Annotated in this window: 2 protein-coding genes; both read left to right on the top strand. The window is 66.5% G+C overall.

Features of this window, described 5'->3' with window-relative positions; all coding sequences use genetic code 11:
* Window positions 1-7,406 (top strand): SDR family NAD(P)-dependent oxidoreductase (locus BLX41_RS37025; RefSeq protein ID WP_259745509.1); only part of this gene is annotated, 7,406 nt, incomplete at its 5' end.
* On the top strand, window positions 7,403-15,998 hold an 8,596-nt coding region (locus BLX41_RS32765; RefSeq protein ID WP_123728207.1), incomplete at its 3' end, for an SDR family NAD(P)-dependent oxidoreductase. The genes BLX41_RS37025 and BLX41_RS32765, both read left to right, overlap by 4 nt.

The following is a 15,998-nucleotide window of genomic DNA, read 5'->3' as shown; positions in this document are numbered from 1 at the left end:
CCGGGAAAGCCAGTGGCGGCCAGCGGCGGGTCGCGGCGCTCAACTCCTTTGGCCATAGCGGCACCAACGCACACCTGGTGATTGCCGAATACCCGGACCTGCCGCCCCCTGTGCCCAGTACCGCCGCAGACGTTGTCAGCCGGGTAATAGTGCTGTCGGCCAAAACCGTCGAAAGCCTGGGCGACAACGTCCGCGCCCTGGCGCGCTGGCTGGACAGGAGCGAAGCGCCACTGAGCCATATTGCCTTTACCTTGCAGACCGCCAGGGAACCGATGGCGGTGAGGGCCGCGTTGGTCGTCAGCGACCTGGACCAGTTGCGCACGCAACTGACCCGGCTGGCCAAGGGCGACACCCCGGCGATGGCCGAGGGCGACAGCGGGCGATTGGCTCGGGACTGGCTCGCCGGAGGCTCTATTGACTGGGCGGCCCTGTGGCCGGCCGGTTCGGCCCGGCGGATTCATCTGCCGGGGTACCAGTTTGCCAAGGAGCGCTACTGGGCCGAGCAGACGCCGATCCCCCTGGTCCAGCCCGCAGCGGCGCAGCGGCTGGAGTCGCCTGCCACCGGGCTGTTTCTGGCGCGCCCGGTGTGGCAGGAGCCGCTCAGTAGCGGCGCTGATGCAAGCGCTGAGCTGGGCCAGTCTTTGCTGCTGTGGGTCGGCTTCAACGACGTCCAAGTGGCACAGTTGCAAACCCTGAGCGCCGCCGCAGGCGTCAGCGGCGAGGTGCTGGCGTGCGCCAACAGCGGCCCGGCGGCCTGTTATCAGGCGCTGGCGATTGCGCTGCTGCAGCGTTTGCAGGCCCTCAAGGGCCGGGTTCACCTGGAGCTGATGATTGCCGAACAAACACCGGAGGACCGGCTGTACGCCGGCCTCGAAGGCCTGCTCAAAAGCGCCTGCCTGGAACAACCGGCCCTCAGTGCCAGGTGCCTGCTGGTCAAGACCGAGGACGAGCAGCCGTTGGCGGCCGCGCAACTGGCCCTGTTGCCTGGGCTACTGGGTGCACGCCGCCTGCGCGCCCGCTCGGTGTTGCAGCGCCTGGACCTGCAAGGCCAGCACCAGGAACTGCAGTGGCAAGAGCTGGCGGACGATGTCGCCGCCGGTCGCACAAGCGATCGCCCCCTGTGGAAAGACCGCGGGGTGTACCTGATTACGGGCGGCGCGGGTGGCCTGGGGCTGATCTTTGCCCGGACGATTGCCGAGCAATGCCGGGATATCACCCTGATTCTGGTTGGCCGCTCGCACCTTGATTCACGCCAGCAGGCGCAGTTGCAGGCCATTCGCGACCTGGGCGCCGCGGTGGTTTACCAGCCGCTGGACCTGACCGACGCCCAAGGGCTGGAGCGGCTGATTGCACAGATCTGCACGGCCCACGGAGGCCTCAACGGCGTGCTCCACGGCGCCGGGATCAACCGCGATCGGCTGCTCGCCCAGAAAACCCCGCAGGACGTGGTGGAGGTGTTTGCCGCCAAAGTGCTAGGCACCGATCTGTTGGACCGCGCCTGCCGCCGGCTGTACCTGGACTTTTTCGTGCTGTTTTCATCCTGTTCGGCGGTGCTTGGCAGCGTCGGGCAGGCCGATTACGCCGCGGCCAACGCGTTCATCGATCAGTTTGCCGAGCTGCGCAACCTGCGCGTCGAGCAGGGCCTGCGCTTCGGCCACACGCTGTCGCTCAACTTTCCCCTCTGGCGCGATGGCGGCATGCAGATCAGTGCCGCCGATCAGGCGCACATCCGCCAACAGACCGGCATGGCGCCGATGCAGTCGGTGCATGGCATCCAGGCGTTGCAACTGGGGCTAAGCGCCGGCCTGGCGCGGCTGTTGGTGATCGAAGGGGATCTGGCGCAGATTCGTGGTCACTTTGGCGCCGCTGAGCCGGTCGATGCACAACCGGCGCCTGGCTTGCCCCGGGTGACGGTTGACCCTGCGCAGCTGTCGGCGGCGGTTCTGGAACGCCTCAAGGCGGTGTTCTGTGCCGTCACCAAGCTGCCGCCGGCCCGGGTCGAATGCGACGCCCCGCTGGAGCATTACGGCATCGACTCGATCATGATCATTCGCCTCAACCGGGCGCTGGAGGAGCGGTTCTCGGCGATGACGCAGCTGCGTCCGGCCGAGCGCCTGTTGTCGAAAACGCTGTTTTTCGAATACCACAGCCTCAACGCCCTGAGCGCCTACCTGGTGGCCGAACATCAGCGTGCCTGCCTGATATGGAGCGGCCTGGCCGAGGAGGCACCAATCGCGGCGCCGGCCGTTGGCCAGGCCAGCCCAGTGCCCGCGTCGATGGCGATGGCCGCCGCCGAACCCATCGCCATCATCGGCATCAGCGGGCGTTATCCCCAGGCCGCCAACCTCGACGAATACTGGCGCAACCTCAAGGCGGGGCGCGACAGCATCACCGAGATCGCGCCGCAGCGCTGGCCGCTTGAAGGCTTCTACGTGGACTCGGTCGCCGAGGCGCTGAAGCAGGCTCGCAGCTACAGCAAATGGGGCGGTTTTATCGACGGTTTTGCCGATTTCGATCCGCTGTTCTTCAACATCTCGCCCCGTGAGGCGGTCAACATGGACCCCCAGGAGCGGCTGTTCCTGCAGTCCTGCTGGCAGTCCCTGGAAGATGCCGGGATCACCAAGGCGGACCTGGCGACGAAGTATCAGGGCAATGTCGGGGTCTTTGCCGGGATCACCAAGACCGGTTACGGCCTGTACGGGCCGGCACTGCGCGAGCAGGGGCAGCTGGTCTTTCCGCGCACCTCGTTCGGCTCCACCGCCAATCGGGTTTCCTACGTTCTGGACCTCAACGGACCGAGCGAGCCGGTGGACACCATGTGTTCGTCGTCGTTGACCGCGCTGCACCGGGCCTGTGAAAGCCTGCGCCGCGGCGAGTGCCGCATGGCCTTTGCCGGCGGCGTCAATCTGTACCTGCACCCCTCCAATTACGTTGAGTTGAGCGCCGGGCAGATGCTTTCCAAGGATGGTCGCTGCCGCAGCTTCGGTGAAGGCGGCAATGGCTTCGTGCCGGGCGAGGGCGTCGGTTCCTTATTGCTCAAGCCCTTGTCCCAGGCCCTGGCGGACCGCGACAACATCCACGGGGTGATCCGCGCCGTGGCGGTCAATCATGGCGGTAAAACCAACGGTTACACCGTGCCCAACCCCCAGGCCCAGGCCAAGGTGATCCGCCTGGCCATCGAACAGGCCGGGCTCGACGCCAGCCAGATCAGCTACATCGAAGCCCATGGCACCGGCACCGAGCTGGGCGACCCCATTGAAGTCAGCGGCCTGACCCAGGCCTTTGCCCTTGATCAAGTAGCCCTGGGCCACTGCGCGCTGGGTTCGGTCAAGGCCAACATTGGCCATCTGGAAGCTGCTGCCGGTATCGCCGGGGTCAGCAAGGTGATTCTTCAGCTCAAGCATCGGCAATTGGTGCCAAGCCTGCACGCGGCCACCCTCAACCCCAACCTGCGGCTGGACGCCACCCCGTTTTACCTGCAGCAGACCCTGGACGATTGGCAACCGGCCAACGCCGGACCGCGGATCGCCGGGGTCTCATCCTTTGGTGCTGGCGGCGCCAACGCCCATGTGCTGCTCCAGGAACACGACGAATACCGGCCGATGCCGCACGCCAGTGACGCCGAAGTGATCCTGCTTTCCGCCCGCGACGCGGACCGCCTGCGGGACTACGCCCAGGCCCTGCTGGCCTATATAGAGGCACGTCCGGGGCTGTCGGGTGCCGACCTGGCAAACCTGGCGTACACCCTGCAGCAGGGTCGGGAAATGATGGCGGCGCGGCTTGGACTGATCGTTGATGGTGTCGCCACGCTGGCGACCCGGCTGCGTCGCTTTATCGACCACGACACCACGGCGGATGCCGATTTTCATCGCGGCGACCTGCAGGGCAAGCGCCCGGCGGCCCAGGCCGATGCCGAACAGGCCATGCAGGTCAGCCAGTGGGTCGAGAACGGCCAGTTGCACCAGTTGCTGCAGTCGTGGGTCAAGGGCGCGGTCATCGACTGGTCGCTGCTGCAGGCCCGGCGCAGCGGCGCGCTGCCGTACCGGATCAGTGCGCCGGTCTACCCCTTTGCCCGGGAAAGGTACTGGTTGCCGGCTGTGCAGCCTGGGGCCGGCGCGGTCACGCAAACGCCAGCGGCCCCAGCGCCGGCTGCCGCAGCCAGTGATGGCTTGAGCTACCTGGCGCGCTGGCAAGCCGTGGGGCAGGGCGCTGAAGCGTCGAGCGTCGAGCCCGTGCCTGTGCAACAGCGCTGCGTGCTGATAGTCGCCGAGGCTGCGCTGCGGCCGGTGGCGGAGGCGATCACCGCGAACTACCTGCTCAGCGCCGGTTTTGCCACCGGCGCCGGCCGGGTGATACGCCTGGAACCGGGCAGGCAAACGGCCTGTCTGGCAGCGGATCACTGGGCGCTGGATGCCACTGATCCGCAAGCGCTGGAGCAATGCCTGGGCGCGGTGCCGGCCATCGATTGCCTGTATTTCTTCGCTGGCCACGCCGCGGCCGCCGACTGGCAAGCGCAGCTCGACAGCCCGCAGAACCACGAAATCCTGCTGCTGCGCTTGATCAAATGGCTCAAGCAGCACAGCCCTTGCCAGGCCATCGACAGTTACATCATCAGTCAGGACAACTTCGACATCAGTGGCGAGGCGGTGAGTGCCATGGGAGGCGGCCTGACGGGCATGGCCTATGCGATTGCCCAGGGCGAACACCGGTTCCGGGTGCGCAACCTGGATGTCGCCAGCCGCGAGCTGGCCGACAGCCGACGCCGCCCGCGCTTGTTGCGCCAGTTGCAGAGTGAGGCCGGGTTGGCTCGGGGAGAGGTGTTGGCCCTGCGGGACGGCGTGGCCTATCGCCAGCGCCTTTTCACGTTGAGCTGGCAAGCGCAACCCTCGGCAGTCGACGGCGGTTTTGTCACCCCGGCGCTCAAGCAGGGGGGCGTCTATGTGATTCTCGGCGGCAGCGGCACGGTGGGCAGCATTATCAGTCGCTATCTGCTGGCCGATTATCAGGCCCGGGTCATCTGGCTCGGCCGCAGCAGCGCCGATGACCCCAAGGTGCAGCAGCGGCTCGCCAGCTGTGTGCAACGGGTTCAGGGCAGCGTGCAGCCGTCGCAGTTGCACTACCTGCAAGCCGACGCCAACGATCCGGCCTCGCTGCAACGGGCCGTGGCCTGGATCAAACAGCACCATGGGGCGATCAACGGCGCGATTTTCTCCGCCGTGGTGTTCAACCATGAAGACCCGATCACCCGCATCCCCGAGGCGCAGTTCGACGCCATCCTGCAGGTGAAAAGCCGGGGCGGCATCGAGTTCTACCGGGCTCTGGCCGATGAACCGCTGGATTTCATGTGCTACTTCTCCTCCGGGCAGAGCTTTGCCTTCTCGGGTGCGGCGCGGCTGGGCGCCTATGCCGCGGGCATCACCTTCGGCGACACCCTGGTGCGCAGCCTGCGACAGCAGGCGGCGTTCCCGGTAGGGGCGATCAATTGGGGGTTTTGGCTGTCATCGCTGACCGAACAACAGGCAGCGGACCCGACGGCGCAACCCATGAGCCGCCACGCCGGGGCTCTGCAGGACCGCGAGGGTTTCGAGTGCTTTGCCCGCTTTATCGATGCCCTGAGCCAGGGCCAGCTCGATCAGCTGCTGTGCATGGCCGCCTCGGCGCCGGTCCAGCAGTTGATGCAGTTGCAACCTGAGCCCATCGTCCTGGGCCAGAGCGCCGGGCACGCGGCGGACGACGGCTGCGAGCGTTATCGCCAGGCGGCGGCGCCGTTGCTTGCGGCCCATGACCCGGCGCCGTTTGACCGTGCCATGGCGGCCATGACCCTGGTGCAACTGTGCCGCATGGGCCTGTTCAGCCAGCCGGGGCAGTTCGCCGACAGTGACGGGCTGCGGCGCCAGGCCGGTATCGGCGAGCAGTACGCTCGCTGGTGGGCCACCAGCCTGGAAATGCTGCAACAGCAGGGACTGCTGGAACGCCGTGGCACGCAGGTCGCACTGGCCGCGCCGGTGGATCTGCAGGCACTGGAACAGCACTGGTGCCAGCTCAGGGATCAGTTGCTCGCCGAGCCACAACGCAAGGCCCAGGTGGAGCTGGTCGATGCTTGCCTGCAACAGCTGCCGGCGATACTCGGCGCACGGACCCAGGCCACCGACGTGATGTTCCCCCAGGGTTCGATGCACAAAGTCGAAGGGGTTTATCGTCACAACGCCTTGTCCGACTACTTCAACCAAGTGGTCGCCGGGGTGGTGCAACAGCACCTGGAGGGGCTGTCGATCCGTGAACCGCAACGGCAGATCCGCATTCTGGAAATCGGTGCGGGCACCGGCGGCACCAGTTCCATCGTGCTGCCGGCGCTGCAGCCCTGGCGCGAACGGATGGCCGAATATTGCTACAGCGACATCTCCCAGGCGTTCCTGATGTACGCCAGGAACACTTACGGTGCGGCCAACCCGTTCCTCACTTATCAGCTGTGGAACGTCGAACAGCCGCCGCAGGCCCAAGGCCTGGAACTGGGCGGCTATGACATCGTGATTGCCGCCAATGTGCTGCACGCCACCGGCAGCATTCGTCGCACCCTGGCCCATGCCGCGGCATTGCTGCGGCGCGACGGCATCGTGCTGCTCAATGAAATCAGTGACCGGTCGCTGTTCGCTCACCTGACGTTCGGCTTGCTCAAGGGCTGGTGGCTGTACGAAGACCCCGAACTGCGCATCCCCGGCACCCCGGCCCTGTACCCGCAGAGCTGGGCCCGGGTGCTGGGCGAGAGCGGTTTCCACAGCGTGGCCTTTCCGGCGCAATGCGCCCACGGCCTTGGCCAGCAGATCGTCGTGGCGCAGCGCGACGGCGTGGCCACTGCGGCGCTGTTCGTGCCCGACGAAAAGCCCCAGCGCCAGCCCCAACCTGTGCCGCTTGCCACACGGCCACTGGCAGCGACTGTGGCCTCCGAGCCCCTGCCATCGGCGCCTGTGGCCAATGGCGGCGGCCGCGGGGCGCTGACCGCGTTGGCGCTGGACGGCCTGGCCAAGACCCTGCAGCTGGAACCGGGGCGGATTCAGGTGGATCAGCCGTTTGCCGACTACGGCATCGATTCGATCCTGGGCGTGAGCTTTGTCAGCCACATCGGCGCGGCCCTGGGCATCGAGCTCAACACCGCCTTGCTGTTCGACTACCCATCGCTGGAGAGCCTGGTGGATTACCTGCTCGCTCAATACCCGGCGCAGTGCGCGGCCTTGGGCGGTGATGCCGCGCCAGCGGCGGCAACCGAACCGGCGCCATCGGTGGGGCAACTGGAAGCGGCCTTTCTCTGCGGTGAACTGGCCATCGATGAATTGCTGCAACTCGTCAACCACAGCACTAGCGCACACCACGACGCAGCCCAGGCTACGGCCGGTAAAGGACAATCATGAGCAGCCAAGCATTTCACTCCATCATCGCCCGGCTGCAACAGCGCCAGATCAGCGCTGAACAGGCCCGGCAACTGCTGCAACAGCTCAAGGCCAGCGCCGAAACCAGCACCGAGGCCCGCGCCGAAACACCTCCGGCGGTGCCGCCGCAGCTGCACGACGACATTGCCGTGATCGGCATGTCGGGGCAGTTTCCCGGCGCCGAGAACGTCGAACGCTTCTGGCACAACCTGAGCACCGGCGCCGATGGCGTGGTCGAGTTGGGCGAGCGTTACCTGGACCTGCAACGCAGCTATTCGGCCGAGCGCCAGCCCGGCAAGACCTACTGCAAATGGGGCGGTGTGCTGGCCGAGCGCGATGACTTCGATCCGCTGTTCTTCAACATCTCGCCCCGGGATGCGGAGTCGATGAACCCCCATCAGCGGCTGATCCTGCAGGAGAGCTGGAAGGCCCTGGAAGACGCCGGCTACAACCCGAAAAACTTTCGCGACCAGGCGGTGGGCATCTTTGTCGGGGCGGAGCCGACCGGCTATTTCCACGAAACCTTCATCGGCGCCTCCGACGCGATCATTGCCTCGCGGCTGTCCTACTTCCTGGATTTCAAGGGGCCGGCGCTGGTGGTCAACACCGGTTGCTCATCCTCGGCCACGGCCATCCACCTGGCCTGTGAAAGCCTGCGCAACCAGCAAGCCGATCTGGCCCTGGCCGGAGGGGTCTTCGCCACCCTGGGCGAACCCGGGCTGATCAGCCTGGCGCAAATGGACATGCTTTCGCCCACCGGGCGCTGCCATACCTTCGATCAGCGCAGCGACGGCATTGTGCTGTCCGAGGCGGTGGGCATGGTGACCCTCAAGCGTCTTTCCCAGGCCCTGGCCGATGGCGACCCGATCTACGGGGTGATTTGCGCCTCGGGAATGAACCAGGACGGTGCCAGCAACGGCATAACCGCCCCCAGTGGCCAGGCCCAGGAGCGCTTGATCAGCGAGCTGTATCGGCGTTTTGCCATCGATCCCCGGCAGATCAGCTACGTCGAGGCCCATGGCACCGGCACGCCCCTGGGTGATCCGGTGGAGGTCAATGCCCTGGTCCGGGCGTTCCGTCAGTTCACCACCGACACCGGCTATTGCGCCCTGGGCAGCGCCAAGGCGCACATCGGCCATGCGTCGGCGGCGGCCGGGGTGGTCAGCCTGATCAAGATCCTGCTGTCGATGAAGCATGGCCAGTTGCCGGGGCTGCTGAATTTCCAGCAGCTCAACCCGCGGATCGAACTGGCGGGCTCGGCGTTCCATATCCACCCCGAGCCCCGGGAATGGCTGGCCGAGGCGCCGAAAATGGCGGCGCTCAACTCCTTTGGCCACAGCGGCACCAACGTGCACATGGTCATCCGACAAGCCCCTATGCCTGCGGCCGCGCCGCTCAGCCACGAGCCACGCCTGTGCCTGCTGCCGTTGTCGGCACGCACCGCCGACAGCCTCAAGCGCTATGCCCGGCGTGTGCGCCAGGCCCTGCGAGATCCGGCGCTGCGCCTGGTGGATCTGGCGTACACCTTGCAAACCGGGCGGCAGGCCCAGGCCCATCGCTTGATCATCCTCTGCTCGGACAAGGAGCAACTGCGCCAGCAACTCAATGACTGGCTGGACGGCCACGCCTCCCGCGACGTCTATTGCGGGCAGATCGACACCGCAGAGGGGGGCGACATCGAGCTGCCGGGCAGCGCCGAGCCACAGCGCCTGCAAACCCTGGCTCATGCCTGGGCCGCGGGAGGCAAGCTCGACTGGGACCGCTTCAATCGCCAACACCGGGGCGACGCCCGCCGAGTGCACGTGCCGGTCTATCCCTTTGCCCGGCAGAACTTCTGGATAGCGCCGGCGCAACGGGGCGCGGCGGCGGGCACGGTCAGCGCCGAAGGCTCTTGCGACTCGCGCCAGTTGCATCCATTCCTGGCGCGCAACACCTCGGACCTGCAGCGTCAGCGCTTTACCAGCCGCTTTGATGGCGAGGAGTTTTTCCTCAAGCAGCACGTGGTGGGCGGGCAACGGATTTTCCCCGGTGTCGCCCATCTGGAAATGGCCCGGGCGGCGGTGGCAATGGCCACGCCAGGGCAACAGCCAACCCTGACTCAGGTGGTGTGGCTGCGGCCCTTGATCGTCGGCGCCCAGCCGCGCCAGGTGGATATCGAACTGATCCAGGATGAGGACGGGGCAATCCGCTTCGAGATCTCCAGCCGCGAACTCGATCCGCTCACCGGACAAGCCACTGCAGAGGCGTTGCTGCACAGCCAGGGCCTGGCCGCTTTCACCTCGCCGCCAGCCCGGCAGCTGGATCTGGCGGCGCTCAAGGCGCGGATGAACGGCGGCCAGTTGAGCGCCGAGCAGTGTTACGAGGCCTACCGGGCCATGAGCTTTGCCCACGGCCCGGCCTATCAGGGCCTGGAGTCGGTGCACCTCGGGCAGGGTGAAGTGCTGGCACAACTGCGATTGCCCGCCTGTCAGCGCGATGGTTTTGAGGACTATGTGCTGCATCCGTCGCTCATGGACTCGGCGCTGCAAGCGGCCATCGCCCTGAGTCTGGGGGCCGACGTGGTGCTGAGTGAGGACCAGCGGCAGCATTTGCCGCCGTTGACCCGACCAACCCTGCCGTTTGCCCTGGAAGGCTTGCAGATTCTGCAACGCTGCAGCGAACGGATGTGGGCTCGGGTCAGCTACGCCGAGCGCCGCGACGATCAGCAGGCCGATAGCGGTTTGCAGCGTTTGAACATTGAGCTGTTCGATGCCCAAGGCACGCTCTGCGTCTTGATGCAGGGCTTTACTTCACGGGTGCTGAGCGCCCCGAGCGAAGCACCAGGCGCCGAGCCTGAGTTGCTGGAAACCCTGTTGTTCCAGCCCCAATGGCTGGAGCAGGCGGCTCCGACGCTGCCCGCGCCGATCCTTGGCCAGCGCCTGATCCTGCTCAGTGGCTTTGATCCGCAGTTGGCCGCCCAGGTGCAGCAGCAACTGAGCGCCCAGGACGGCGCTTGCCAGTGCACAGTGCTGGAGGCTCCCGATCAGGACTGCGCGGTGGACTATCAACAGCTGGCCCTGGCGCTGTTGCAGCAGATCCGCGGGCTGCTGGCCGGCGGTGGCGGACGCCGCCTGCTCCAGCTGGCGGTGCATAACCCGCGCGGCGAGCGGATGAGCGGCGGGCTGGCGGCGATGCTGCGCAGCTTGCAGCTGGAGGCGCCGCAGGTGCGCGGCCAGCTGATCGAGCTGGATCAACCATCGTCACTGGCACAAGGGCTGGCGGAAAATATCGCCGCCGGCGATGTCGCCATCCGCTACCGGGAAGGCCGGCGCCAGGTTCAGTGCTGGCGGCCGTGCCCGCCGGTCGACCTGGCGATCGACGCACCGTGGAAGGACCGCGGGGTGTACCTGATTACCGGTGGCCTCGGCGGCCTCGGCCGGCTGTTTACTCAGGCCATCGCTGCCCGTGTCAGTGACGCCACCCTGATTCTCACCGGCCGCTCGGCATTGGCCGCAAACGGCTTGGCCGGGATTGATGCGGGCCGCAACCGGGTTTACTACCAGTCGCTGGATGTCAGCGACGCCCAGGCGGTACAGCGGTTGATCGACGGGATTGTCGCCGAGCACCACGGCCTCGACGGCGTGCTGCATTGCGCCGGGGTGATCCGCGACAGCCTGCTGATCAACAAGCAGGATGACGAACTGCGCCAGGTGCTGGCGGCCAAGGTCGCCGGCAGCCGCAACCTGGACCTTGCCACCGCTGGGCTGGCGCTGGATTTCTGGATCTGCTTTTCTTCCGGAACCGGTGTCGTCGGCAACGTCGGCCAGGCGGACTACGCGGCCGCCAACGCCTTTGTCGATCACTACGCCGCGTACCGCCAACAGCTCACCGCCCAGGGCCTGCGCCAGGGCCAGAGCCTGGCGATCAACTGGCCGCTGTGGAAAGACGGCGGCATGCAGGTCGATGCCGCCACCGCGCAGCACATGGCCCAAAGCACCGGCATGGTGGCCATGCCGAGCAACGCCGGGATTCATGCCTTGCGCCAATGCGTGGCGCTGGCCTTGCCCCAGGTGCTGGTGATGCACGGACGGCGCGAGCCGATGACCGCGCTGGTCAACGCGGCCACCGCCGCGGCACTGCCGGAGCCGCAGCCACAAGCGCTCTCAGCGCAGTCGGCATCGTTGTCGGCTGCAGCGCAGCAGGCGGCGCCGCTGACTGAAGCCTTGCAGCGGGCGCTGATCGAACAGGTGTCGGCGCAGATGAAGATTCCCGCTGGCGATATCCGTCTGGATGTCGAGTTCAGTCAATACGGCTTCGACTCGATCAGCCTGACCACCCTGGCCAATACCCTGAAACAGCAATGGCGACTCAACCTGGCGCCGACGATCTTTTTTGAACACGCCACAGTCGGTCGTTTCAGCGCGTACCTGGAGCGCGAGCACCAGGCGGCGCTGGCCCCACGATTCGCGCCGCAGGCCAGCGCAGCGCCAGCCGCCGCGGCCCAGCCCCGGCAGCAAGCGCTGCCAACGGCGGCCCCGGGGCCAGGGGACGGCGTCAGCGGAGTCAGGCAAACGCCACCGGCAAACCGCATCGATGACGAGATCGCGGTGATCGGTATCAGTGGCCGCTTTCCCATGGCCGAGGACGTCGAGCAGTTTTTCCATAACCTCAAGGACGGGCGCGACTGCATCAGCGAGATTCCCGCCAACCGTTGGGACTGGCGCGAGTACTACGGCGATCCCCATCGCGAAGTCGACAAGACCAACGTCAAGTGGGGCGGTTTCATCCACGGCGTCGATCACTTCGACCCGCTGTTCTTCGCCATTTCGCCACGGGAAGCGCAGTTGATGGACCCGCAGCAGCGGCTGCTGATGACCTATGTCTGGCTGGCCATTGAAGACGCGGGCTACGCCAGCGCCGATCTGGCGGGCAGTGACACCGGGATCTTCGTCGGCACCGGCGTGACCGGCTACAGCAGCCTGATCGCCAAGGCCGGGATACCGGTGGAGGGCTACAGCGCCACGGCGATGGTGCCTTCGGTCGGCCCCAACCGCATGAGCTTCCTGCTGGATTTTCACGGCCCCAGCGAGCCCGTGGAAACCGCCTGTTCCTCGTCCCTGGTGGCGATCCACCGCGCCGTTCAGGCGATCCACAGCGGCGACTGCGCCATGGCGGTGGTCGGTGGGGTCAATACCCTGATCGCCCCCGAGGCGCAAATCAGCTTCAGCAAGGCCGGGATGTTGGCCCTGGACGGGCGCAGCAAGACCTTTTCGGCCCAGGCCAACGGCTATGCCCGTGGCGAAGGCGTGGGGATGATCGTGCTGAAAAAACGGGCCCAGGCCGAGGCCGATGGCGACAATATCTACGCGCTGATCCGCAGCACCGCGGAAAACCACGGCGGCAAGGCCAACTCACTGACGGCGCCCAACCCGCGGGCCCAGGCCGAGCTGTTGAAGTCGGCCTACCGCAAGGCCGGCGTTGATCCGCGCAGCGTCGGCTACATCGAGGCCCATGGCACCGGCACCGAGTTGGGCGACCCGATTGAAATCAACGGCCTGAAAATGGCCTTCCGCGAACTCAACCAAGAGCTGGGCAACGAGGCGTTGGCGCAGGGCTACTGCGGCGTAGGCTCGGTGAAGTCGAACATGGGGCACCTGGAGCTGGCGGCCGGGATCGCCGGGGTGATCAAGGTGCTGTTGCAACTCAAGCACAAGACCCTGTTCAAGAGCCTGCATTGTGAACAGCTCAACCCTTACATCGAACTCGACAACAGCCCGTTTTACGTGGTGCAGCACAATCGTCCATGGGCGGCCATCCAGGACCGCCAGGGCAACCAACTGCCGCGGCGGGCGGGGGTCAGCTCCTTCGGTTTTGGCGGTGCCAATGCCCATGTCCTGCTGGAGGAGTACCGCGCACCGCAGGTGGATCGCCCGCTGCTGGCAACCGGCGCGCGGGCGTTTGTGCTGTCGGCCAGAACCCCGGAGCGGCTGCGTGAGGCGGCCCGTCGCCTGGCGGCGTTCATCGCCGCACGAGCGCCTCAGGACCCGCTCGAAAGCCAGGCCTACCTCGATGATCTGGCTTATACCCTGCAAGTGGGCCGCGACGCGATGCAGGAGCGGGTGGCGCTGTTGAGCGATTCCCTGAGCGATCTGCAACGCCAGCTCGATGACTTTGCGGCGACCGGCAAAGCCGTGTATCGCGGCGTATCCGAGAGCGACAACCCGGCGCTGGCACTGTTTCGCCAGGACGAGGACATGGCTGGTGCACTGGCGGCCTGGATCGACAAACGCAAGTACCCCAAGTTGCTGGAGCTCTGGGTGCAGGGCCTGCAGATCGACTGGCGTCAGCTCTATCCTGGCAATCGCCCACTGCGGCGCCTGAGCCTGCCGGGCTATCCCTTCGCCCAGGAGCGCCACTGGGTCACAGACCTGGCCGGCGCTGCAGTGCCTGGCCTTGGGGCGCCGGCGGCGTGGCTGCACCCGATGCTTGAGCGCAACACCTCGGACTTCTATCAGCAGCGTTTCAGCAGCCGCTGGCAGGGCGACGAGGGCTGGTTCGTCGACCATCGGGTCAACCAGTGCAACACCATGCCCGGCGTCGGCTATCTGGAAATGGCCCGGGCCGCCGTGGTGCGCTCGCTGGATCGGCAGGCAGCGCAAAGCGGCACGCTGCAATTGAACAACGTCGTCTGGCTGACGCCCTATACGCCGACACCGGAGCACAGCGAGCTGCATGTCGCACTGACCCTGGAGCAGCACAAGATCGACTTCAGGATTTACTCGGACGCCGAGGGCGGGGTGCTTGAACACTGCAAGGGCAGTGCCCAGGTGATTGCCGCAGCCGAGGTGCCGGCGCTGGATCTGGCCACGCTGTGCGCTGCGCCCTGGCAGCGCAGCCTGGAAGCGCACGAGCTGTATCCGCTGTTTGCGGCGATGGGCATTGACTACGGCCCTGGCCATCGCGGTGTGTCCCAGCTGTGGCTGGGCGAGGGCAGGGTGCTGGCCCGCCTGGAGCTGGCGGCAGACGGTTTTGCGGGGGATTGGGTGTTGCATCCGGGCATGCTCGATTCGGCGGTCCAGGCCTCCATCGGTCTGTTGCAAGACCACCAGGGCACAGGCCAGACGCTGCTGCCTTTCGCCCTTGAGCAAGTGCAGGTGTTTGCCCGGTGCCAAGCGCAGATGTGGGCACTGATCAGCCTCGACAGGCGCCACCCGGGCAGCGCGGTGCAGCGGATCGACATCCAACTGTGCGACGCCCAGGGCCAGGTGGCCGTGGCGCTGCGCGGTTTCAGTTCCCGACCCATGCGCGATGGCCGCGGACAGCCGCTGGCGCAGGACAGCGAGCCCTTGCTGCCGGCGGGCTTGAGCCTGCTGGCCCCGCAATGGCTGATCGCCGACAGCCCGGCCAAGGTGATGCAAGCCTTGCCGACGCTGGCCATTGGTGCGTCCAGTGATCAGCGCGACTGGCTGGCCGGGTTGCACCCACAGATCCAGTTCGTGCCGACCCAGGCGTCCACCCTTGAGGCGCTCAGTGCTCAACTGACCGCTTGTGCACCGTTCCAGCGCCTGATCTGGCTGGCTCCGGCGCAGCAGAGCACGCTGATGCTGTTCCGCTTGATCAAGGCCCTGCTGCAGTCGGGGTTTGCGCAACAGGCCTTGCAGCTGCAACTGATCTTCAACACCAGTGTTGCCGTGCACCGCGATGAACCCCTGGCGCCGGAACAGGCCGCCTGCCACGGGCTGGCCGGGTCCCTGGCCAAGGAGCAAACGCTGTGGCGGGTGGAACTGATGGACCTGCCGGCCCACGGCCAGGCACTGCCACAGACGCTGCCCGAGCCTGAAGTGGCCGGGGAATGCCTGGCCTGGCGTGACGGCGAATGGTTCTGCCAACGCTTGCTGCCACTGGCCGAGCGCGAGCCGGCCGAAGCGGACGCCGTGCAGTACCGCGAAGGTGGCGTGTATGTGGTGATCGGCGGCGCCGGAGGCATTGGCCAAGTGTGGACCCGGCATCTGATCAGCCATTGGCGGGCCCGGGTGGTCTGGCTCGGCCGCCGCACCGCTGACGACAGGATCAAGCACTCATTGGAGCAACTGGCACGGTTGGCCCGGCAACACAACGCCGCGCCGCCGCTGTACATCCAGGCCGACGCCACGGACATCGGGCAATTGACCCAGGCCCGGCAGCATGTGCTCGAGGCCTGCGGGCCGATCAATGGCTGGGTGCATTCGGCCCTGGTACTGGACGATGGACGTCTGGCGCAGATGGACGAAGCGCAGTTCAGCGCGGTGTTCGATGCCAAGCGCTTGAGCAGCAGCGCCCTGGCGCAGGTCTGTGCCGCGGCGGACAACCCGGCGCTGGATTTCGTGCTGTTTTTCTCATCCATGATCGCCTTCAGCCGCGCTGCCGGTCAGAGCAACTACGCCGCCGGCTGCGCCTTTACCGATGCCTTGGCAGCCCAACTCAGGCAGCGCGGCGGCTGCCCGGTCAAGGTCATCAACTGGGGTTATTGGGGTTCCGTGGGGGTGGTGGCCGATCCAGGCTACCGGGCGCTCATGACCGCCCAGGGCCTGGGTTCCATCGAACCCCAGGAAGGCA

It is taken from the genome of Pseudomonas protegens, from assembly GCF_003732485.1.
GTDB classification, from domain to species: Bacteria; Pseudomonadota; Gammaproteobacteria; order Pseudomonadales; family Pseudomonadaceae; genus Aquipseudomonas; species Aquipseudomonas protegens_B.
The sequence above is the reverse complement of the archived record's forward strand: the minus strand, read 5'-3'. Positions and strand labels throughout refer to the sequence as shown.